This is a genomic window from Pectobacterium quasiaquaticum (assembly GCF_014946775.2).
GTDB classification, from domain to species: Bacteria; Pseudomonadota; Gammaproteobacteria; order Enterobacterales; family Enterobacteriaceae; genus Pectobacterium; species Pectobacterium aquaticum.
Genome location: NZ_CP065177.1, coordinates 1,857,506 through 1,881,058, shown reverse-complemented (window position 1 = coordinate 1,881,058; position 23,553 = coordinate 1,857,506). Strand labels below are relative to the sequence as shown.

16 protein-coding genes and 1 tRNA gene are annotated in these 23,553 nt (G+C 50.4%); 6 read left to right on the top strand and 11 right to left on the bottom strand.

Annotation, left to right across the window (positions count from 1 at the left end; genetic code table 11):
* Nucleotides 1–50: 50 nt before the first annotated feature.
* Nucleotides 51–788 (bottom strand): phosphatase, encoded by a 738-nt coding sequence (locus IG609_RS08625; protein ID WP_193398146.1) that lies wholly within the window; start codon nt 786–788, stop codon nt 51–53.
* A gap of 278 nt (nt 789–1,066) precedes the next feature.
* Here IG609_RS08625 and IG609_RS08620 point away from each other — a divergent pair.
* The 3 genes from IG609_RS08620 (at nt 1,067) to IG609_RS08615 (ending at nt 4,171) form a co-directional block, all read left to right on the top strand.
* Nucleotides 1,067–1,156 (top strand) — tRNA-Ser (locus tag IG609_RS08620).
* Between the two features lie 228 nt (nt 1,157–1,384).
* On the top strand, nt 1,385–1,477 hold the full coding sequence (locus tag IG609_RS20605) for a hypothetical protein (RefSeq protein WP_193398161.1): 93 nt from the start codon (nt 1,385–1,387) through the stop codon (nt 1,475–1,477).
* A gap of 774 nt (nt 1,478–2,251) precedes the next feature.
* Entirely contained in the window at nt 2,252–4,171 is a 1,920-nt protein-coding gene (locus IG609_RS08615; protein WP_193398147.1) for a methyl-accepting chemotaxis protein, read from the top strand.
* Nucleotides 4,172–4,323: 152 nt separating this feature from the next.
* On the opposite strand, the gene IG609_RS08610 is transcribed toward IG609_RS08615, so the two are convergent.
* The 7 genes from IG609_RS08610 to rlmKL form a co-directional block, all read right to left on the bottom strand.
* Nucleotides 4,324–5,883: a methyl-accepting chemotaxis protein gene (locus tag IG609_RS08610; protein ID WP_193398148.1), complete on the bottom strand. Its 1,560-nt coding sequence runs from the start codon at nt 5,881–5,883 to the stop codon at nt 4,324–4,326.
* Nucleotides 5,884–6,300: 417 nt separating this feature from the next.
* Nucleotides 6,301–6,468, bottom strand: a complete 168-nt coding sequence (gene rmf, locus IG609_RS08605; RefSeq protein WP_010276992.1) for a ribosome modulation factor — start codon at nt 6,466–6,468, stop codon at nt 6,301–6,303.
* Nucleotides 6,469–6,770: 302 nt separating this feature from the next.
* Nucleotides 6,771–7,337, bottom strand: coding sequence for a membrane integrity-associated transporter subunit PqiC (gene pqiC / locus IG609_RS08600; protein ID WP_193398149.1), 567 nt, complete (start codon nt 7,335–7,337; stop codon nt 6,771–6,773).
* Nucleotides 7,337–9,004 (bottom strand): intermembrane transport protein PqiB, encoded by a 1,668-nt coding sequence (gene pqiB, locus IG609_RS08595; RefSeq protein ID WP_404825788.1) that lies wholly within the window; start codon nt 9,002–9,004, stop codon nt 7,337–7,339. Before pqiB ends, pqiC begins: the two co-directional genes overlap by 1 nt.
* On the bottom strand, nt 8,964–10,271 hold the full coding sequence (pqiA, locus tag IG609_RS08590) for a membrane integrity-associated transporter subunit PqiA (RefSeq protein ID WP_193398151.1): 1,308 nt from the start codon (nt 10,269–10,271) through the stop codon (nt 8,964–8,966). The genes pqiB and pqiA overlap by 41 nt, the downstream gene beginning before the upstream one ends.
* Before the next feature lie 96 nt (nt 10,272–10,367).
* On the bottom strand, nt 10,368–12,296 hold the full coding sequence (locus tag IG609_RS08585; RefSeq protein ID WP_193398152.1) for an ABC transporter ATP-binding protein: 1,929 nt from the start codon (nt 12,294–12,296) through the stop codon (nt 10,368–10,370).
* A gap of 3 nt (nt 12,297–12,299) precedes the next feature.
* Entirely contained in the window at nt 12,300–14,417 is a 2,118-nt protein-coding gene (gene rlmKL / locus IG609_RS08580) for a bifunctional 23S rRNA (guanine(2069)-N(7))-methyltransferase RlmK/23S rRNA (guanine(2445)-N(2))-methyltransferase RlmL (protein ID WP_193400480.1), read from the bottom strand.
* Nucleotides 14,418–14,662: 245 nt separating this feature from the next.
* Between rlmKL and IG609_RS08575 the strand changes: the two genes are divergently transcribed.
* A complete protein-coding gene (locus tag IG609_RS08575) occupies nt 14,663–15,766 on the top strand; it encodes a YcbX family protein (protein WP_193400478.1) in 1,104 nt (367 codons plus the stop codon).
* Between the two features lie 72 nt (nt 15,767–15,838).
* On the opposite strand, the gene IG609_RS08570 is transcribed toward IG609_RS08575, so the two are convergent.
* The 3 genes from IG609_RS08570 to pepN all read right to left on the bottom strand — a co-directional run bounded on the left by IG609_RS08570 (nt 15,839) and on the right by pepN (nt 20,457).
* Nucleotides 15,839–16,426 carry a cell division protein ZapC gene (locus IG609_RS08570; protein ID WP_193398155.1) on the bottom strand — a complete coding sequence of 196 codons (588 nt, stop codon included), beginning with the start codon at nt 16,424–16,426 and terminating at the stop codon, nt 15,839–15,841.
* A gap of 201 nt (nt 16,427–16,627) precedes the next feature.
* Nucleotides 16,628–17,638 carry a quinone-dependent dihydroorotate dehydrogenase gene (gene pyrD, locus IG609_RS08565; protein ID WP_010277017.1) on the bottom strand — a complete coding sequence of 337 codons (1,011 nt, stop codon included), beginning with the start codon at nt 17,636–17,638 and terminating at the stop codon, nt 16,628–16,630.
* Between the two features lie 203 nt (nt 17,639–17,841).
* The gene (pepN, locus tag IG609_RS08560) at nt 17,842–20,457 is read right to left on the bottom strand and encodes an aminopeptidase N (protein ID WP_193400476.1); all 2,616 of its coding nucleotides are present in this window, start codon (nt 20,455–20,457) and stop codon (nt 17,842–17,844) included.
* Nucleotides 20,458–20,681: 224 nt separating this feature from the next.
* Here pepN and pncB point away from each other — a divergent pair, with 224 nt between their 5' ends.
* Nucleotides 20,682–21,887, top strand: a complete 1,206-nt coding sequence (gene pncB, locus IG609_RS08555) for a nicotinate phosphoribosyltransferase (protein WP_193400474.1) — start codon at nt 20,682–20,684, stop codon at nt 21,885–21,887.
* Nucleotides 21,888–22,082: 195 nt separating this feature from the next.
* Nucleotides 22,083–23,483 (top strand): asparagine--tRNA ligase, encoded by a 1,401-nt coding sequence (gene asnS / locus IG609_RS08550; protein WP_193400472.1) that lies wholly within the window; start codon nt 22,083–22,085, stop codon nt 23,481–23,483.
* Nucleotides 23,484–23,553: the final 70 nt, after the last annotated feature.

Below are 23,553 nucleotides of genomic sequence, written 5' to 3'. Positions count from 1 at the left end.
GTTTATTTTTAAGTGACACTGTCTTAAGTAACGCTTTTTAAGTGACAGCGTCACAAATCAGCAAGTTCAGCGATAGCAGACATTCCACGCTGTTCGAGGAAATCCAACACGCGCCGAGGACTGACGTTTAATATCCGATCCTGCGGGAAATTCACTTCCTGCAAAATACGTTCGCAGTGGGTAAAGTCTCCCAGAGAAAACGCAATATGGGAATCGGAACCTAAAGAAAGTAACCCACCTGCGTCACGAACAGCTTCCGCAATCGCCCGACAGTTTGGCTCACTACCTTGGCGTGAATGCATGAAAGAAGAGTTATTTAGCTCCAGCGCCACATTGTATTTCGCCGCGGCTTCCGCAATCGCGCGGATATCGACAGGAAATTTCGGGTTGCCGGGGTGGCTAATGATATGCGCGTCGCCACGTGCCATGGTCGCGATCATCGCCGTAGTATGCGTGTCTTTATCCTGTGGTGGAAAAACCGGCTCATGAAAGCCTGCGATAATCACATCCACCTGATCCAACATCGGTCCGGTGCAGTCTATATCACCCTCGATATTTTTAATATTTGCTTCGATACCGCGCAGGATGCCGACGCCATCCACCAGACGCGGCCAAACGCGCATATTCATGAAGTGCCAGTAATGCGGTGCATCCGCCATATCCGGGCCATGATCGGTGATGGCAAACAGGCGGATATGCTTTTGCTGTGCTTCAGCGATGTAATCATGCAGGGTACTGTAAGCATGTGTGCTAGCAACGGTGTGCATATGTAAATCGACGGGATACATAGGTTCTCCTGGGTCAACGTTTGCAAATCAGCATACCATTTCGAGGGCTATTCCGCAGCCAGTGACGGAATTACAACGCATGATTAACACAACTGAAACATCAGTTTTTGGCGCATGACGGGGGAATGCACGAGGGCGAAAATGAAAAGCGGTGAGCAAAGCAACAAATTGCGTTAACTTTAGCTAATTGCGTGCATTGAATGCAGAAGTTTGTTGACGCTGTTCGGCAATTTCCCTACATTAGCGCCGTCAGCTGCTATGCGATACGGCGAGACCACGGTGAGGTGTCCGAGAGGCTGAAGGAGCACGCCTGGAAAGTGTGTATACGTGAAAACGTATCAAGGGTTCGAATCCCTTCCTCACCGCCATATAAAAGAAAACGCCCTTGACGCAAGTTAAGGGCGTTTTCTTTTATGGTGATGGTACAGATGAGAAACCTTGACAGGGTTCGACAAAACGACAGGATTGGCGTTTTGGACCGCCAACGGCGGGGCGATCGGCAGGAGGCTGCGAGTCAATCCCCCTACATACCTCTCATTAAGCTGGTTTTTTCCTGCCTTCATTAACTAGCTGACGAGTATAAACCAGGAAAAGAAATCATTGTTAACATAGCAATAAATAACTCTGGGATAAGATGTGCAAAACGAATGCTGAAAATAAGTATAAATACCATCATGGAAACCCCATAAGCAGCATTCACCTGAATTCCTACAAGACGTTTTCTGATACCTGCGCCTGCGAACTCAGCCTTTATAAGTTATAACACTATAATTCATAAACCAAACAGCAATTCAAATCTTCTTAACATGATACCACTGGGGGCATCCCGCCAGAAACTGTTGAAGTCAGAATTTTACTTAGTCCCACTTCCATTTTACCAAGTAAAGTTATCTTCCTGAAATCCTCACTATTCAGTGATGCATACTTCGCGCCTTACTTTAAGTATTTTTATAAATAAGAGAGTATTTCTTATTCAGTTTTGAGATATAAGCTATATCATTGAATAAAAAGGATAAATTACCGATTAAAAATAAATTATAGGTATCAAGTGGATAGAATATCGTTCCCATACTATGATCACATTATGCCAACATCAGGAATCAATATTTCGATTGCAAGTAAAGTTACATTATATTAACAAAAAATAACTTAACCATCGAGCTCCTTATATCTTTAAATTAAAATACCACATCATGGTTTTATTGAATCATGATAAAAACCCATTCATTAAAAATACGAAATAAGCTATTTACTTAAACATTAAATTTATTTCAAACGAGCACTAAAGATTAGTTTTACGTATCCGAAAATATAATGAAAGACCTATTTTATCTCATGCATCGCAATAAAGAACAATGAACCTGACAGTAGGGTCACACGCAAAAAACAACAAGTTACGTAAGTAGTTAACAATTCGAGTCATTGGCATGTTTTAAATTGAACATATTTTTGAGGATACCTCTATGACATACCTTTTTTCATGGTTCAGAAACCGTTCTGTTGGAACAAAGCTGTTCGGTGGATTTGCTATATTGATAATAATAATAATTATCTCATCAATTTTTAGTATACAGCAGTCAGCTAGCATCCGAGACTATGCGCTAAAGGGTGCGTTGGTCGGTGAAATCAATGATGAATTAAACATCGCACGGCGAAACCGTCTTGCCTATCAAATTAATCACGATGAAAGTGCTATTCAGGCAAATAAGGTTGCTATTGATAAAATGTATAGCAAGGCGGTGCAAGGGGAAAGTTTCGTTTGGGGAACGGAGGCTCGCGTATTATTTAATGACTTAAGGAATACCATCCCTGCCTATGCCGATGCACGGGATAATTTCGTCAAATTTGAACGCCAATCAGTGGATGCATCTAAATCGTTGACGGCACCAGAACAGAAGTCTGTACTGGACAAATTGAATCAGATGTTAGTCACTCATGAACAATCCACAAAGCAGGACCTGATACTACTGAATGTACTCAATCGTTTGTGGATCGACGTGCTTCAGATCCAGTCATCTGACGGAAAAAACGGACAGGATGTTTTTGAGACCGATTACCGTTCTGCTCTGAATCTGTTAGCGGCAGAAGGCCTACAGCTAACCGATGCAGATAAAAAGACTGTACAACTATTCCTTAATACGCTTAAAAGCAATGTCAATAACTATTCAGCGGCACTTCAGCAGTCACGAGATGTCGCCAACACATTAACGGGCTTTGCCGAAAAAATCGCTAACACGATACAAAATTTGGTGACATTACAAACTCAAAAAAACCTGGATATCACGCAGCAAGTGATCACAATAACAGCACTGGTTGCAGTGTGCGCAGTGGTAGTCGGCCTATTGGTCGCATGGTTAATCACGCACCAGATGACTCGCCAAATAAGGAATAGTTTGACCCTTGCCGAGTATATTGCCAGTGGTGACTTGACTGCCGTAATTGAACCCCAGTCCTCCGACGAATTAGGTCGCCTGACTACTGCTCTAGCGACAATGAATCAGCGGCTACGCGATATGATTTCTCAGATAAAAGAATCTGTCATGCATGTCGCTACGGCATCATCAGAAATTTCTGCAGGTAACACAGATTTAGCATCACGCACTGAGGAGCAATCATCCGCCGTTGTGGAAACTGCAGCCAGCATGGAAGAATTAACCTCAACCGTAAAACGTAATGCAGATAATGCCCGTGAAGCCAGTCATCTTGCTGAAGTGGCCGCAAACCACGCCCGTTCAGGGGGCAAAATTGTTTGGGATGTGATCGAAACTATGGGTGTGATCACTGAAAGTTCAAAGAAAATTACTGAAATAATCAGCGTGATTAATGGTATCTCATTCCAGACGAATATTCTGGCGCTGAATGCGGCGGTAGAAGCGGCACGGGCCGGTGAACAAGGTCGGGGCTTCGCTGTCGTCGCCGGTGAGGTAAGAAACCTTGCACAACGTAGTGCGCAGGCAGCTAAAGAAATAGAGAGTCTCATACAAGAATCCGTCCAACGCGTGCACGCTGGGTCAGAAATGGCGAATAAAGCGGGGGGCACAATGGAACAGATCATTTCTTCAGTCACCAATGTCAGTGGGATCATGAATGAAATTTCGAATGCATCTGAAGAGCAGAGTCGAGGTATTGATCAAATTGGTAAAGCGGTAACAGAACTGGATTCCACCACTCAGCAGAATGCCGCTCTCGTGCAGGAATCCTCTTCTGCGGCGTCTTCCCTAGAGCAACAGGCCGATCAGTTGTCACAGTTGGTCTCGGTATTCAAGCTGGGAACAGAGTCCACGACGCAACATCGTTCATCATCCGGCACACAATTATCTGGCAGGCTGAAAACCGTAGCACTGCCGCCAGCGAATAATAAAGAAGACTGGGAGTCTTTCTGAAGATTTCCCCTCCGGCAACGAGTGAAACGCTTAAGCTGATTGCTGGTTTTACGAACAACCCGACACGTATGTGTCGGGTTCAATCTGATGTCATGACGGATAAAAACGTCGGAAAAGTTCGATACTACCTGAACGCTGCCGTTTCGTTGTAGCTATCTTGCCCCCAGCGCCAGATAGCTGCCCGCAGATTCATCAACGCGGAATTGTTCAACGGTGCGTGACAGCTCTTGTGCCTGTTCGCTCAGCGAGTGTGCCGCAGCCAATGCTTCTTCAACCAACGCCGCATTCTGTTCGGTACTCTGATCCATCTGCGATATCGCGAGATTGACCTGTTCAATACCGGAACGCTGCTCTGCACTCGCCGCGCTAATCTCGCCCATCATGGACGTGACGCGGTGTACACTTTCAACCACTTCACTCATGGTATCGCCCGCCTGCTTCACGAAATCGGTGCCTTCCCCCACCTTGGCAACGGAATCATCAATCAAGCCTTTAATTTCCCGCGCGGCGGATGCAGAGCGCTGCGCCAGCGTGCGGACTTCACTTGCGACCACGGCGAAGCCACGGCCTTGTTCACCTGCCCGTGCCGCTTCTACCGCCGCATTCAGCGCCAGAATATTCGTCTGGAAAGCGATGCTGTCAATAACGCCGATAATATCCACAATCTTACGCGATGATGTACTGATGGAGTCCATCGTCACCACGACTCGGCTGACAACATCCCCACCGCGCACCGCGACATCCGATGCCGACACCGCAAGTTCATTCGCGTAGCGCGCGTTATCTGCATTCTGTTTCACCGTTGCGGTCAACTGTTCCATTGCCGCTGCCGTCTGCTCTAATGCGCTGGCCTGCGATTCGGTACGAGCTGACAAATCACCGTTACCCGATGCTATCTGCGTTGAAGCGGTAGCAATCGAGTTGGTACTGCTGCGAACCTGATTAACCAGATGCGACAAGTTTTCACGCATCGCACGGATAGCGTAAAGAATACTGGTTTGGTCGCCCGGCTTCGTTTCAACATCGACGCGCAAATTGCCTTCCGCAATTTCGCGCACAACATCCACCGCATATTGCGGCTCACCGCCAAGCTGGCGCATCAGCGTACGCAACATATTCCATGCAAATGTAGAAATGATTAACAGCAGAACCACGCCTAAAGACAGCAGGATCAGCGCGTTGTGCCAGAACGTTTGTTGGATATCGTCAATATAGTCACCGTAGCCAATCGTCCAGTCCCAAGGCTCGAATTTAATGACGGCATAAAGCTTCTCAACTTTATTCTGCTGCCCCGGACGCGTCCCTTCCGCGATCACCGTGCCAATCGTATTGCCTTGAAGCGACGCACGGTAGCGTTCTCCCGCCTCTTTACCGCCATTGGCATCGACAATGCCAATGCGTTTAGGGTTAGGGTGAACGTAGTTCACATCATTCGTATAACCGCGTACGAAGAAATAACGATCGTCCTTATGGAAACTGCTAATTGCCCGTTTGGCCTCTTTCTCTGCATCCTCACGTGACAGCTGACCGCTTTTCTCAAGGTCATATGCCTTTTGTGCCGCAGCGTGAGCCAGTTGAACCAGCGTAGAAAGTTGGCCAGTGCGTTCGCTCATCATCGTGTTATAGAGCGTATTCAGCGCCACCGCAGATAAAATTAACATCCCTAACAAAGTCGTACTGCACAGCAGTGCAATTCTGGTTCGCAATTTCACGATATTCTTCTCTCTAAACGCTTTTAAGAAAATTCTGAACAAAAAACTACACTACATTGCCGCCTTGAGCCATACCATTCAGGTAGTAATGATAGATTTTTTAACAAAAAATAATGAATAATCACCCAAATCACTCAATTTCAAGTCAATATCGAACAATAACGAATAAAAAAATGACTAAAATGATCGAAATCGAAATTAATAGGTAAATAACGTTATAGAATTAACAACGCTCTGGATCGTTGTGCAAGGCCATCTATTTGTTAAGGACGTGTATCGATTGAGTGTATCGAGCGTGTCTGTCGGTTGAACTCTATGTCGATTGAACAGAGAGAGATGCAGAATCAGGGTATTTAGCCCCTAAAAAAACAAAAGCCTCCGCAGAAGCGGAGGCGTTCCCTCTAATGACAAGGCGCGCTAAGCGGTCACAGCCCTGTCCTCCATGGCTTTTCGCCAACCTCCCAACCAGTAAGACCGGGCATTAATGGATTGATAAGGACAAAATTCCTTTGGTCTACCGACAATACCTGCTTGATAACCACGTGAATGAGCCCGTTCCAGGCGATCGCGTTTCTGTCTCTTCATGCCTTATTTCCCTCATCATTTATCTGGTGGAAAGAAAACAATGATTACTTTATAAGCAACCACAGACTATCAATACCGATTCTGTCGCCAAAGGTCAAGGCGCAAAATTCACGTCAGTGTCATATTTGTGATCCAAAATAGGAATTTTCCCCGTTAACGAACCGAAAAACCCAACTGATTGAAAATAATAAAAACCCCCTAAAAACGCAATGCAATCAAAGCATTACATCTTTAGAGGCCTGATTTCTTAGAACGCTGTTTGTGTCAAACCGTGACCAGATAATACCGGGTCGCTGTCATCGTTATTTCAGTTTCCCCACCTGCTGAGCAATCGACTGGGAAACCTGCTGCCAGCCTTGTGCCAGCGTTCTTACCAGCGCGTCGTAGCCATCTTCCGTTTGTGGCAGCATCACGCTAAAGGGGCGTTTAACCACTTTACCCTGATAGGTCAGCATCCATTCACCACGGACGATAACATTGCCATCATAGCGGCCGTGAAAACCCGTAACCGCCACGTTCAGCACAGCCGGTTCGCTTCCCTGTGGCTGCGTGGTCACGACCCAACCGGGCAGTTTATTCCCCAGATTAGTCACCAGCGCTTGCTGTAATTGCTGATCCAACGGACTGGCCCACAGGTTGTTGCTGGCAATGACATACTGCACATCGTTAGTCTGATAAACCAAGCCAGCATTGACGAGGTAATCCGCCACGCTGACATGTTCAACCCATAGCGGATGCCCCTGAGTCACCGCAGCCTGTGTCGTATTGGCATCCGCGATTGTCGGCAACTGATAGTACGTTTTCTGCGTATTACTGCTGCTGCACGCGCTCAATAGCAGCGCCAGAACCAGTGTCCATGCTTTCATCATTATTTTGCCCTCTTCGGCTGAGGATCCTCACTACCCGAAGCCTCAAACACCAACGCATTACTTTTCTCATTCAGGGTACGCAGCACAGGCTGTAGCTCCCTCAATACCTGATCCAACCGCTGCATATCCGCCACCATCTTGTTATACGCCGGTGAGCCGGGCTGGAAGCCTTTCATACTGCGATTCAATTCAAGCAGCGTTTTTTGCATGTCTTCCGGCAGATCCTGCATCGCTTTGCTGGACGTCAACTTGTTTAGCGTCACCAGCGTTTTTTGCATTTCGCGCAGCGTTGCCTGACTTTCTGTCAGCGTCTTCGTGGCTTCATTGACCATCGGGTTCAGCGGTAAGTTATTGACCTTATCCAGCACGGCCATCAGCTTCTGCTGAATCTGCGACAGGCCACCGTCAATGGTAGGCAGAACTGGGTAGCCATCCAGAACGAACAGCTGTTTATCCACTTTCTCTGTTGGATAAAAATCGAGATCGATATAGAGCGCGCCCGTCAGGAGATTAGCCGACTTCATCGACGCGCGCAGCCCCAGCGACTGGGCTTGTTTCAGATGCTGTTCAAAATCGAACGAGCCACCAATCTTCTTCTCGAACCGATCGGGTTCAATACGGATCAGCACCGGAATGCGATAATCATCATCCAGATCCTGCTTCATATTTTTTGGGAAAAATGGCGCTTCGGCAACCGTGCCCAGTCGAATGCCGCGGAACTCAACCGGCGCGCCCTCCTGTAGACCACGGATCGATTCGCTGAAAAACAGCAGGTACTCTTTATATTCGGTGTATAGCGAGTCCTGAATGCTGCGCTGGCTATCAAACAGCCGATACTGCGCCATGGTCTTGGCCGCATCGCCCAGTTCCCACCCAGCAGGGACATCAAAGCTGACGCCACCGCTGAATAACGTCGTCAACGAGCCCATTTCGACACGCATCCCCTGCGCCGACATATCGAACGCCACGCCGCTATCTTTCCAGAAACGAACATTGCTGGTGACCAGACCGTCATACGGCGCAGAAATAAACAGCTGATAGCGCATCTTGCGTGCTTTCGGGTCGAACTCGCTGGTTTCCACCGACCCCACCCGATAGCCGCGGAACAGGACCGGATCGCCCGCATTCAACTGCCCGGATTGCTCGCTGTCCAGTATTACCCGAATGCCTTTCGCATCCGGCGAGGCCAGCGGCGGCGCATCCAGCAGGGTAAACTCGCTTTTACCCTCTTTACTTGCCCCAGGCTGTAGCTCAATGTAAGCGCCGGATAAGAGCGTCCCCAGACCGGAAACGCCTTCGCGACCAATTTGCGGCTTCACCACCCAGAAAGCGGAGTCCTGCTTTAGGAGTTTCTCCATACCATCATGCAGACGAGCTTTGATCTCCACTCGATGGAGATCGTCACTCAGTACGACGCTCTCTATCACTCCAACGTCTACGCTACGGCTTTTGATGGCCGTTTTTCCCGCTTCAATCCCTTCTGCGTTGCTGGTAATCAGCGTAATTTGCGGCCCTTGATGGCTGAAATGGTAAAACAGTATCCAGGCACCGATCAGCACCGTGACAATCGGTACAATCCAGACCGGCGACCAGCGTTTAATCGTTTCTACATCCGCAATGGCAGGGTTATCTTTCGCCAACGGCAGGCTCCTTATGAAGAACATCATCGCGACGATCCCACAACAAACGGGGATCAAACATCATCGCGGCAAACATGGTCAGAATCACCACCGCCGCGAACAACACCGCCCCAACAGCGGGATAAATACTCATCAAGCGACCGATACGCACCATCGCCGACAGGACGGCAATCACGAACACATCAATCATCGACCAGCGCCCAACAAACTCAACCATCTCATAGATGACATGCATTCGCTCGCTATCTTCCGTTTTCTTGGTTTTGCGATTGGCCTGCCAGCAAAGCCAGCCTAACGCCAGCATTTTTAGCGATGGCACCATGACGCTGGCGACAAAAATCACCAGTGCGACAGGATAAGACCCCATCCCCCACAGTAGAATGACACCCGACATAATCGTCGATCCCATGCGATCGCCGAAGGCTTCGGTCACCATGATGGGCATCAGATTCGAGGGGATATAGAGCATGATGGAGGTCATCAGCAGGGCCAACGTCCATTGCAGGCTGTGCTTCTTACGGGCATGTCCGCGTGAGTGGCAACGCGGGCAGATTAACTGGCTAGCTGGCAGAATGGCGGTGCAACATGTGCATGAACGCAGCCCTTGCGATAGCCCGCTTTGTCCCAGAATCGGTGGCGCAGGCAGCGCGGGGGGCGGCACGATGTCATTCCACAACCAGCGGCGGTCGAGGCTTTGGAAGGCCAGTAGTTGTAGCAGACAGAACAGGACAAAAGGCATAAAGCTGGTGCCGATGCCGATGTCACCATAGGCCATCAGTTTGACAAAGCTGACCAGCACGCCAGCCAGAAAAATCTCTGCCATCCCCCAGCTTTTGAGATGGAACAGCATTTTTCCCAGGTTTTTTTTCAAGACCAGCGGCAGCGAAGCATGCAGGCAAAGCAGAATGAGGGTCGCCATACTGAAAGCTGGGACCAGTTGGACAAAAAGCATAAACAGCGTCGCGACGCTGGCATAGTTTTCCGCCACCATCACTTTAGGAATTTGTATCAGGGTAATTTCGCTGGTGATACCCGCTACACGCATAGAAACGAAGGGGAAGAGGTTTGCCAGCAATAGCATGAATAGCGCACTCACCGCATAGCCAACTGGCCGTTTACGCGGTTCCGTCTGGCGGCTGGTTAGTGCGGTTTTACAACGTGGGCAGGTCGCTTTCTGGCCGTGTAACAGCTCAGGTAACTCCACCAGCAGGTCGCACTGCGGGCAAAGCATATAGTCATCATGGTGATGCTCGTGTTGAAGATTACAGTCATGCCGATCGTGATGGGAACACACACGTTCTCTCCTTCAAAATTCGTCAGCTTCTGACTGAAAACCCCATCAATACGGGAGTTAACTTCCCGTATTGATGGCGTCATACAACCACGTGGATTAGCCGTTTTTCTGTGCTTCCAGCTCTTCCCAGCGTTCGAAACAGGTTTCCAGCGCGCTTTCCGCTTCCGCCAGAGCGCTTAAGACCTGCTGCGTTTCGTCATGTGGACGGCTGAAGAAATTGGCGTCATTCATCTGCGCTTGCAGCGACGCAATTTCTTGCTCCAGTTGCTCAAGACGCAGCGGCAACTCATCTAATTCGCGCTGCTGGTTATAACTTAATTTCCCCGCGCTTCGTTTAGCGGACGGTGCGGTGCTCGCAGTTGGCGCTGGTGCAGTTACTGCTGGCGCAGCCGTCGTTCGCAGTGGCGTGGCCGTGGCACGCTGCTGTTGCGCATCGTAATACCCACCGACGAAGCGAGAAATCTTGCCGTCACCTTCAAAGATCCAGCATTCGGTCACCGAATTATCGACGAACTGACGGTCGTGGCTGACCAGCAGCACCGTTCCCTGATAGCTTTCGATTAACTCTTCCAGCAACTCCAGCGTTTCCACGTCCAGATCGTTGGTCGGTTCATCAAGAATCAACAGGTTACTGGGTTTGAGGAACAAACGCGCCAGCAGTAGGCGGTTACGCTCTCCACCCGACAGCGCTTTTACCGGCGTCATGGCGCGTTTCGGATGGAACAGGAAGTCTTGCAAATAGCCCAGCACATGACGTGAGCGGCCGTTGACCATCACTTCCTGTTTGCCTTCTGCCAGATTGTCCATCACCGTACGTTCTGGGTCGAGTTCAGCGCGGTGCTGATCGAAATAGGCCACTTCCAGCTTCGTGCCACAGTGCACACGACCGCTGACCGGTTCTAACCCACCCAGCATCAATTTTAGCAGCGTGGTTTTACCGCAGCCATTCGGCCCCACCAGTGCAATCTTGTCGCCGCGCTGTACCTGAGCGGAGAAATTGCGCGTTAGCACTTTCTTTTCACCCACAGAACCCTGATCAACATGATAGTTTACGTCTTCCAGCTCAAACACAATCTTGCCGGAGCGGGCGGCTTCTTCAACCTGCATTTTCGCCGAGCCCATCACTTCACGGCGCTGCGCGCGATCCTGACGCATGGCCTTCAGCGCCCGAACACGGCCTTCGTTACGGGTACGACGGGCTTTGATGCCCTGACGGATCCACACTTCTTCCTGCGCCAGTTTGCGATCGAATTCCGCATTTTGCAGATCTTCCACCCGCAGTGCTTCTTCTTTCCCTTCCAGATATTTTTCGTAGTTACCCGGCCAGGAAACCAGCTTGCCGCGATCGAGGTCGACAATGCGGGTCGCCATGTTGCGAATAAACGAGCGATCATGGGAGATAAAGATAATGCTGCCCTGGAACGTTTTCAGGAAGGTTTCCAGCCAGTCAATTGTTTCGATATCCAAGTGGTTGGTCGGTTCATCCAGCAACAGCACACGCGGTGAACTGACCAGCGCTCTGCCGAGTGCAGCTTTACGCAGCCAGCCACCGGAAAGCGAAGCCAGCGGCGCATCGGCGGACAGACCAAGTTGTTCCAGCACTTCGTGAATGCGGCTTTCCAGCTGCCACAGGCCCTGATGCTCCAGAACGTCCTGCAACTTAGCCAATTGATTCAGGTTCTTTTCGCTCGGGTCGCTTTCTACCAGACGCAACATGGCGTGATAGTTTTTCAGGTGATCCGCCTGTGCAGCGACCCCTTCAGCAACAAAATCAAAGACGCTACCAGCAACATCACGCGGGGGATCCTGTTGCAGGCGTGCAACAATCAGATCTTGTTCATAGGTGATACGACCATCATCCAGCGGGATTTCTTTGGCCAGAATTTTCAGCAGGGTCGATTTGCCCGCGCCGTTGCGGCCAACCAGACACACGCGTTCATTTTCTTCGATATGGAGTTCGGTGTTATCCAACAGCGGCGCGTCGCTGAACGACAGCCACGCACCTGAAACACTGATTAAAGACATCGGTTACTTTTCCTCACCGGCATGCGTCAGCAGCCAGCAGTTATGAATTTGACGATTACGAGCAAAATCCTGCGATTGGGTCTGCGCGGTAATTTCTTTGGCGTTCAGCCCCAGCGCGGTTAGGCCAGCGGTATCCATCTGGAAGCCGCGCTTATTATTCGAGAACATGATGGTGCCGCCACGGCGTAACAGGCGTTTGAGATCTTTCATCAGCGCCAAATGATCGCGCTGGACATCAAACGACTCTTCCATCCGTTTTGAGTTGGAGAAGGTTGGCGGGTCAATGAAGATCACATCGAACTGTTCATTGGCGTTATGTAACCATGACAGGCAATCCGCCTGAATCAGGCGATGCTGACGCCCGGTCAGGCCATTCACCCGCAGGTTTTTCTCGGCCCATTCCAGATAGGTACGTGACATATCGACGGTAGTCGTTGAACGTGCACCGCCTAATCCAGCGTGCACACTCGCCGTGCCGGTGTAGGCAAACAGGTTGAGAAAATCTTTGCCACGGCTCATCTCACCCAGCATTTTGCGGGCGATACGGTGGTCGAGGAATAAACCAGTATCGAGGTAGTCGGTCAGGTTGACCCACAGCTTGGCACCAAACTCTTCCATCAGCAGGAAGTCGCCTTTCTGCGCCAGTTTCTCGTACTGGTTTTTCCCTTTCTGACGTTCGCGCGTTTTCAGCACCAGACGGTTCGACGGTAATTCCAGCACGCTCAGCGTCGCGTTGATCACATCAAACAGGCGCTGACGGGCTTTTTGCTCATCAATGGTTTTCGGTGGCGCATACTCTTGTACGACGACCCAACTGCCGTAGCGGTCAACCGCCACATTATATTCAGGCAGATCGGCATCGTAGATGCGATAGCATTCAATTCCCTGCTGCTTCGCCCACTTCTCCAGCTTGCGCAGGTTTTTACGCAGACGGTTGGCAAAGTCTTCTGCGATTTGCCCCGCAGATTCACCCTGCGTTTCCGCCAGTTGATAATTTTTCTGTACGCAGTCCAGCGGGCCGTTTTTCGCTTTGAATTGGCGCTCTGCGCGCAGTTGCAGACAGCTCAGCAGCTCCGGCGATGCGCTGAACAGCGAGAGCTGCCAGCCACCAAAGTCGCTTTTCATCTTACGACCCAGCATATTGTGCAGGGCGATCAGCGCGGGTTCACTTTCCAAGCGTTCACCGTAAGGCGGGTTGCTGACAACCGTGCCTTTCGGGCCTTCCGGCAAGGGGTTTTTTAGCTGTGCGGCATCCCTCACGTCGAAAGAAATCAGTTCGGCAACGCCTGCACGACGCGCATTGGCTTTGGCTATCTCAATCACTCGACGGTCGTTATCCGACCCGAAGAAGCGTGACGTTGTCGTCTGTAACCCCTGACGAGCGCGCTGCTGTGCTTCAGCCGTCACTTCACGCCATAGTTCAGCATCGTGTTTTAGCCAGGCGTTAAATCCCCAGTGTGTGCGATGCAAACCGGGTGCGCGATCGGCCGCGATCATAGCGGCTTCGATCAGCAACGTACCGGAACCACACATCGGATCGACCAGAGGCGTGCCACTCTTCCAGCCAGAACGTAAAACAATTGCCGCCGCCAGATTCTCTTTTAGCGGTGCCAGCCCCGCCAGATCGCGGTAACCGCGCTGGTGTAAGCCATCGCCGCTTAAATCCAGCGACACGCTGGCCGTATCACGCTGCAAAAAGACATTAATGCGAATATCCGGCTGCTGTTTCGCTACGTCTGGACGCTGTCCGGTTTTGCGCGTGAAGCTATCCACAATCGCATCTTTAACTTTTAATGCGCCGTATTGGCTGTTGCGGATATCTTCATTGGTACCGGTAAAATGCACGGCAAAGGTTTTATCGATGCTGAATATCGTTGACCAGTCAATCGCCTGCACGCCCAGATACAAATCCAGATCGCTATGTACCTTGAATTCATTCAGCGGCAGCAGAATGCGCGATGCCAGACGGCTCCACAGCAGGCTCTGGTACAGCAGGCGATTGTCACCCTCAAAATGGACACCGCCCTGCACAACCGCACAGGACTGCGCACCCAATGATTCGAGTTCGCTTTTTAATAACTCTTCCAATCCCCGCGCCGTACTGGCAAACAAAGCATTCATGTCGTCACTATCACCAAAAAATGTAAAAAAACGAACTATACCCTAAATAATTCACGTTGCGTGAAGGCGACAACCGCATGAATCCCCAGGAGCTTACATAAGTAAGTGACTGGGGTGAGTAAGGGCGGTCAACGCACAAGCAGCTTGAAGTATGACGGGTATAGAAAAAGAAATTGAGGCGCATTATAGCTAATCCCAGACGCTTGTCATAAAGTTGCCGTTTTACTTTGGCAAGGAACAGGTCAGTGATTGGCGTAACGCGGCTTTATATTCATCCGGTAAAATCGATGCGGGGGCTACAGTTGTCCCACGCGATGGCGTCTGTCAGCGGTTTGGCGAACGATCGTGCCTTCATGATTACCGAATCGGATGGCACATTTATTACTGCCCGTCAGTATCCGCAGATGGTGTTATTTACCCCCGCCTTGTTACCCGATGGACTGTTTATTGCTGCGCCGGATGGTCAAACGGCCACGATACGTTTTGCCGACTTCACCGAGGCACCTCAGCCGACAGAAGTCTGGGGAACGCACTTTACGGCGCTCGTCGCCCCTGACGCTATCAACATCTGGTTAAGCCACTATTTTCAGCGTTCCGTACAACTTCGCTGGGTGGGCAATGCGCCATCGCGGCGAGTGAAGCATTATCCAGAAGTCCCCCTAGGGTTTGCTGACGGCTACCCGTTTCTGTTAATTAATGATGCCTCATTTCAGGCACTGCGCCAGCGCTGTTCCGCCGGTATTAAAATCGAACAGTTTCGCCCCAATCTGGTCGTGACAGGTGCGGAAGCCTTTGCCGAAGACAGTTGGAAGACCATTCGGATTGGCGAGATTATTTTTGACGTTGTCAAACCCTGTAGCCGCTGCATTTTCACCACCGTCAGCATCGAACGTGGCCGGAAGCATCCGTCAGGCGAACCGCTGGCAACGCTGCAATCTTTCCGTACTGCCGAGAACGGCGACGTTGATTTCGGGCAAAACCTGGTCGCCAGAAATACGGGCATCATTCGCGTAGGCGACACGCTAGAAGTCTTAGCGACCAAGCCGCCGCGACCTTATGGTTCTGGTCAGGTGGTCGAAAGCCTTGTCGTTCCCGAAAAAAGCGAACAGGCCGTTACCATCCACTATCAGGGAAAATCGTTACAAGGGAACAATCAGCAAATTTTACTGGAGCAGTTGGAGCAACAGGGTATTCGAATCCCCTATTCTTGTCGGGCAGGATTGTGCGGTTGCTGTAAATTGACGTTAGTCAGCGGAGAGGTTTCCGCACTGAAGCAAAGTGCCATCAGAGAAAACGGCGAGATTCTTGCCTGTAGCTGCATTCCGCAGAGTGACGTTCAGTTGCAATAAAAAAGCATCTGCAATAGTCGAAGAAAAGCCAGCGTACATGCAGTTTGAAGTCTTACGAGTATAGCCGAGGGTTTAGACCACCTTGGCATACTCAAATGCTGACGTGCCTTCGCCCAACGAGGTTTCCCACTCAGCCCTATTTTGAACAACGGCAGGCATGAGTCTGTCGTGCATGATTTTGATGGCGTCACCCAGCCCCATGGTTTTTCCGCTTAATGACAGCTGTTCTTGTGCCAGCAAGCAAAGGCAGGCTTTATCCCCTGCTTCCGCCACCAGAAAACAGGCCGTTTCATAGGTTTCCGTGAGCTGTACCTGTACAACATCCCCCGCCTGTGGCGAATACGTTACGGCATCCGGCTGTTGGATGAAGTGCCAGCTTTTTGGCATAAGCGGTTTTAGGAACCGACTTGCGACCAACGCATTCAAAACTAATTCGCCTTGTAGGTCTCGATGCAGTGCCGCTTTCTGACATTTATCGTTATAGGTAAAAAATAACGCAGCATCGTCAACACAGAATGCACATTCATTGAATGCATCCGAAGTTAGCATTTTAGACGGAAAACGAGAACGGAATAACATGCCGTTAGCCAAATCCAACATCAGGCGATCGTGTTCGGTATCAAAATACCAGCGCCAGTTATCGTCAGGTTTTAACTTCATATTATTTACCCTTCGCCTTCATAGTAGAAATATCAGAAATGGCTGATTGTTTTTTCTCACATCACAATAATCGTTCATCGTCACAAACATTGCGGCAAGAAGATCCGTCATCCGTTGATAGATTATTTACGCAAACGGATAAAATATAGACTAGCCGGGGGGATAAATAAACCCCCAGCTAAAAATGAAAGGCATTTCGGATTAAATATGTGTAACGATATCTTTAATCAGGCGAGGGCCGTGGAAAATAAAGCCTGAATATATCTGTACCAGCGACGCGCCAGCCGCCATTTTTTCGCGTGCAGCGACCAAAGAATCAATTCCGCCAACGCCAATAATCGGTAAACGTCCCGCTAATTCCTGTGACAAACGGCGGATAATTTCCGTGCTGCTTGTCTGCAACGGACGTCCACTTAATCCTCCGGTTTGCCCGCAGTGATTTAATCCCTGAATCAATTTTCTGTCGAGTGTCGTATTGGTGGCAATCACGCCATCGATGTTATGGCGAACCAGACTATCGGCAATTTGGATCAATTCCTCTTCTGAAAGATCCGGCGCGATCTTTACCGCCACGGGAACATATTTCTGATGCTTATCTTTCAATTCTGTTTGCTTGTTCTTTATCGCCAGCAAAAGATCGTCCAGCGCTTCACCATATTGCAGGCTGCGTAATCCCGGCGTATTGGGCGACGAAATGTTGATCGCGATATAGCCTGCGTGAGGATAAACCTTGTCCATGCAGATCAAATAATCGTCTTTGCCTTGCTCAACCGGCGTATCTTTATTCTTGCCGATGTTGATCCCTAATACACCACCAAAACGTGTTTTCTTTACATTCTCGACCAGATAATCCACGCCTTTATTATTGAAACCCATCCGGTTGATCAATCCTTCCGCTTCCACTACGCGGAATAATCTCGGTTTATCATTACCGGATTGTGGACGCGGCGTCACCGTCCCCACTTCAATAAAACCAAATCCCATTGCGCCTAACGCATCGATACATTCGCCGTCTTTATCTAATCCCGCCGCTAGACCGAGTGGGTTTTTAAAAGATAACCCCATGCAGGTAACCGGTTTAGTCGGAACGGATTGGCGGACGAGAAATTCAAAAGGCGTGTTGGTAATACGGCGTAATTGTTGGAAGGTCAGCTCATGTGCTCGCTCGGGATCGAGCTGAAACAGGGCTTTTTTGATAACGGGATAGAACATATTGTCTCCTGAGACCCCTATCACAAAGGTATCTTGCCTACGCTGAAAGTAAGCAATAGTGGATTACGGTTTAACTCACGGTCGGTGATGGTAGTGCCATCGCTGCGGAAAGTAAAACGTTTGCGGAAGTAAGAAACTAGCGCGGGGTAGAATGTCACACGCGGCAAGCTACCGCGTGTGACAGAAGAATTACTGTGGCAGGATTAGTCTTGCAGTGCCTTGCTGATCTTCTCGAACAGATCGCCAGACAGATTTTCCAACGTCTTCAGTTGCTCCAGCGCCTGACGCATTTGCGCCTGACGTTTAGCATCGTAGCGTTTCAGACGGATCAACGGTTCGATCACCCGCGCAGCAACCTGCGGATTACGGGTGTTTAGATCGGCCAGAATCTCCGTCAGGAAACGATAACCGCTGCCGTCTTCGGCATGGAAAGCCGACGGATTCGAGGCTGCAAACGCCCCCACCAACGAACGCAGGCGGTTAGGGTTGTTCAGGCTGAATGAACGGTGTTGCAGCAGCTCGCGCACGCGGGTCAGCACATCGGCTGCCGGGCTGGTCGCTTGCAGCACAAACCATTTATCCATGACCAAGCCATCCTGGTGCCAGCGGTTATCAAACTGCGTCAGCAGCTCATCACGCACCGGCAACTGCGCCTCAACCGCCGCCGACAGCGCCGCCAGCGAATCCGTCATGTTATCCGCCTGACGGAACTGCACCTGCACCAGTTTATCCGCCTGCGCTTCATCGCTGAATGCCAGATAATGCAGGCAGACGTTGCGCAGCGCACGTTTACCCATATCCGCATGTTCGATACGATACTGCGGCGCGTGATTCGCGTGGTATACCGCCAGCCACTCATCCGCCATCTCTTTTGCCATCGTACGCGTCATGCTTTCACGTACAGCAGCGATCGCCGTCGGATCGATGATGTCAAACAACTCGGCAATTTCGTTTTCGCTCGGCAATGTCAGAATCTGAGAAGCCAGCATCGGATCCAGCGTTTCATCCAGCAACACACCACGGAAAGCATCCACAACATGCATCGGCACGGAAAGCGGCTGTTTCTGCTGATAGCGGGAAACGTTCAGACGAATATAGTTAGCCAGCAGACTCTGTGCCGCATCCCAGCGCGAGAACGCATTGCTGGCGTGGCGCATCAGGAACGTCAGTTGTTCATCGCTCCAGGCATAGTTCAATTTTACCGGCGCAGAGAACTCACGTAATAAAGAAGGAATCGGGCGGCAAGGCACGTGATCGAAAATGAACGTCTGTTCAGGTTCGGTCACATTAAGTACTGACGCCAGCAGTTGACCGTCTTTCTGTAGCGGAATGACCTGCCCTTGCGGATCGTACAGTTCGATATCCAACGGAATGTGCAGCGGTAACTTCGGCTGTTTGTCGGCACCGACGGGCGTCATCTGGCTCACGCTCAGCAGATACTGTTGCGTCTGCGGATCGTAATCATCACGCACGGTCAGCACCGGCGTGCCCGATTGGCTGTACCAGCGGCGGAACTGCGTGAGATCGACACCGGAAGCCTCTTCCATCGCCAGCACGAAGTCATCACAGGTTGCCGCGCTGCCGTCGTGACGCTCAAAATACAGACGAATACCGGCCTGGAAGCCTTCTTCACCTAATAAGGTGTGCATCATGCGGATCACTTCCGATCCCTTTTCATAGACCGTCAGCGTGTAGAAGTTATTCATCTCGATCACCTGATCGGGACGAATCGGATGCGACATCGGGCTGGCATCTTCGGCAAACTGCGCACCGCGCATCACACGCACGTTATCAATGCGATTCACCGGGCGCGAACCCAGATCGGAGCTGAATTCCTGATCGCGGAACACCGTCAGCCCTTCTTTCAGGCTAAGCTGGAACCAATCGCGGCAGGTGACGCGGTTACCCGTCCAGTTGTGGAAATATTCATGTCCGATCACCGCTTCAATATTCAGATAGTCTTTATCCGTCGCGGTTTCCGCCTTGGCCAGCACGTATTTAGAGTTGAATACGTTCAGCCCTTTATTTTCCATCGCCCCCATGTTGAAGAAATCAACGGCGACGATCATATAGATGTCGAGATCGTATTCCAGTCCGAAGCGATCTTCGTCCCACTTCATCGAATTCTTCAGCGAGGTCATCGCCCAGCCAGCGCGATCGAGGTTGCCACGGTCAACAAACAACTCTAATGCAACATCGCGACCAGAACGTGTCGTGAAGCGATCCTGAAGGACATCAAAGTCGCCAGCAACCAGCGCGAACAGATAAGCAGGTTTCGGGAAGGGATCCTGCCATTCAATCCAGTGGCGGCCGCCTTCCAGTTCCCGTTGTGCGATACGATTGCCATTAGAGAGTAAATAAGGATAGCGAGCTTTATCCGCAGTGATGCGCGTGGTGAATTTCGCCAGCACATCCGGTCGGTCGAGATAATAAGTAATATGGCGGAAACCTTCGGCCTCACACTGCGTACAGAGTGCATCGCCAGAAAGATACAGCCCTTCCAGCGCGCTGTTGGCGGCAGGATTGATTTCCGTTTCGATGCTGAGCGTAAAATGCGCGGGTAATTGTGTCAGAATCAGGCCATCGTCCTGCTGCTGGTAATGTGTCCACGGCTGACCATCAACACTCAGGCTAATCAGTTTCAGCCCTTCGCCATCCAGCTTCAACGGCGCGCCAGCGTCCCCCTGCAACACCACCTGACTAACGGCTTTTACGTGAGTTTTTTCAGCATGGAGATCGAAATCCAGTGCAATGTCAGTAATGGTGTAATCCGGCGCACGGTAGTCATGGCGGTATTTTATTTGCGGCTGTTGATTCATATAAAGTTTCCACCTCGTCATAAACATCTAAAGATCAAGTCTAAGCCTGTTATCTTAATGTTACCACGACAAAATAATGAGGATAATCATCGTACCGTGCTTCATTCCCGCACGTCTCGCTATGTTGTCGTAATGTAATAAACGGATAATCAAGGTATACTGACCGAACATTGCTGATTGTCCCAATGGTGGATAGGCATCTTACAAGGATGCTGTAACGCATTATGACTTTGCACACTTCCCCGATTCTGCACTCATTGCTGGATACCGATGCCTACAAGCTGCACATGCAACAGGCGGTGTATCATCACTATTATGATGTCGACGTTGCGGCTGAATTTCGCTGTCGCGGCGATGAGTTATTAGGCGTTTACGCCGACGAAATAGCCCATCAGGTCGATCTCATGCGTTTCTTGTCATTGAGTGACGATGAGTTCACCTATCTTTCTTCTCTGCCGTTCTTTAAGCCAGATTATCTCCACTGGCTGCGGGACTTCCGTTTTAATCCGCAGCAGGTTTCGATCAAGAATCATGCGGGAAAACTGGATATCCGTATCACCGGGCCATGGCGTGAAGTGATTTTGTGGGAAGTTCCCTTGCTGGCCGTGATCAGTGAAGTCGTGCATCGCGATCGTTCACCTCACATTACGACTGAGCAGGCGCTTGCCCAACTGTCAGCCTCACTGGAGAGCTTCCACCAGAACAGCGCAAATGTGGATCTCAGTCGGTTCAAGTTAATGGATTTCGGCACACGTCGGCGTTTCTCTCGTGATGTCCAGCAGACGATTGTGACGACGCTGCAGGCCGACTTCCCTTATCTCATCGGCACCAGCAATTACGATCTGGCACGCCGTTTGGCTATCACGCCTGTCGGCACGCAGGCACACGAGTGGTTTCAGGCGCATCAGCAGATTAGTCCGACGCTGGCAAACAGCCAGCGCGCCGCGCTACAAATGTGGCTGCGGGAATATCCCACACATTTGGGCATTGCGTTGACCGACTGCATCACGATGGATGCCTTCCTGCGCGATTTCGATTTGCCGTTTGCCGAAGCCTATCAGGGGTTGCGCCACGATTCCGGCGATCCGGTCGATTGGGGCGAAAAAGCCATTGCGCATTATCAGCGCCTGAACATCGATCCGATGAGCAAAACACTGGTCTTCTCCGATAATCTGAATCTGGATAAAGCGCTGTCGCTATATCGTCATTTCGGACAGCGCGTGAATCTGGTATTTGGTATCGGTACGCGCCTGACGTGTGATATCCCCGGCGTAAAACCGCTGAACATCGTGATCAAGCTGGTGGAATGCAACGGCAAGCCGGTGGCAAAGCTCTCCGATAGCCCGGGTAAAACCATCTGCCAGGATCAGAACTTCGTGTGTGAGTTGCGCAAAGCGTTTGACCTACCCCGCGTAAAAAAGGCCAGTTAAAGCTTTCCTCTATTATAGGTATTGACCAACTTTGCAGCAGATTCACTGTCATGAGCGAAAACTTCGCGCCATTCCGGTGATTTCTGCTTGTGTCCTGTTGCATCGCAAGTAACATAGCGAATGGCTCGGATTGGGCCATTTAGCGTTTTAACCACGATATTTTTCTTAAACACGATTAATTAAAGAGAGAATTTTATGAGCGTAGTGCCTGTAGTCGATGTACTGCAAGGCCGTGTCGCCGTTGACAGCGAAGTCACCGTGCGCGGCTGGGTACGTACCCGGAGAGATTCTAAAGCCGGTATCTCCTTTATCGCCGTTTATGACGGCTCCTGCTTTAATCCATTACAGGCTGTCGTTAATAATAATCTCTCCAATTATCAGGATGACGTACTGCACCTGACCACTGGCTGCTCGGTTGAAATCACCGGTAATGTCGTCGCCTCTCCGGGTGAAGGCCAGAGCTTCGAGCTGCAAGCCACCCACGTCAATGTTGTCGGCTGGGTTGACGATCCCGATACCTACCCGATGGCAGCGAAACGCCACAGCATCGAATATCTGCGTGAAGTCGCGCACTTGCGTCCACGCACCAATCTGATCGGTGCCGTTGCCCGCGTTCGTCATACGCTGGCGCAGGCGATTCACCGCTTCTTCCACGAGAACGGTTACTTCTGGGTATCAACCCCGCTGATTACCGCCTCCGATACCGAAGGCGCGGGTGAAATGTTCCGCGTTTCTACTCTCGATCTGGAAAACCTGCCGCGTACCGAACAAGGTAAAGTGGATTTCAGCGAAGATTTCTTCGGTAAAGAAGCGTTCCTGACCGTATCCGGCCAGTTGAATGGCGAAACCTACGCCTGTGCGCTGTCCAACGTCTATACCTTTGGCCCAACGTTCCGTGCGGAAAACTCTAACACCAGCCGCCATCTGGCTGAGTTTTGGATGATCGAACCGGAAGTCGCTTTCGCCTCTTTGGATGACATCGCGGGTCTGGCTGAGAACCTGCTGAAATATGTTTTCCAGGCCGTGCTGAACGAGCGTGCCGATGATATGGCATTCTTTGCCGAGCGTGTTGATAAAGAAGCCATCACCCGACTGGAAAAATTCGTCAGCTCCGATTTCGCACAGGTAGATTACACCGATGCCGTCGAGATCCTGTTGAACTGCGGACAGCAGTTCGAGAACCCGGTTTACTGGGGCGTCGATCTTTCCTCTGAACACGAACGTTATCTGGCAGAGCAACACTTCAAAGCACCGGTTGTTGTTAAAAACTACCCGAAAGACATCAAAGCTTTCTACATGCGTATGAATGACGACGGTAAAACCGTGGCTGCGATGGATGTTTTAGCTCCGGGCATCGGTGAAATCATCGGGGGCTCTCAGCGTGAAGAGCGTCTGGCGCAGTTGGATAGCCGTCTGGAAGAGATGGGACTGAATAAAGAAGACTACTGGTGGTATCGTGATTTACGTCGTTACGGCACCATTCCACATTCCGGTTTCGGTTTAGGTTTTGAACGATTGATTGCCTATGTTACCGGTGTACAAAATGTGCGCGATGTGATCCCTTTCCCACGCACACCACGGAACGCCAGTTTCTAAATAAAAATTTAATATAAGTAAAACAAATAGGTAGAAAAGAAGAGTCGGGTTTCCCGGCTCTTTTTTTTTA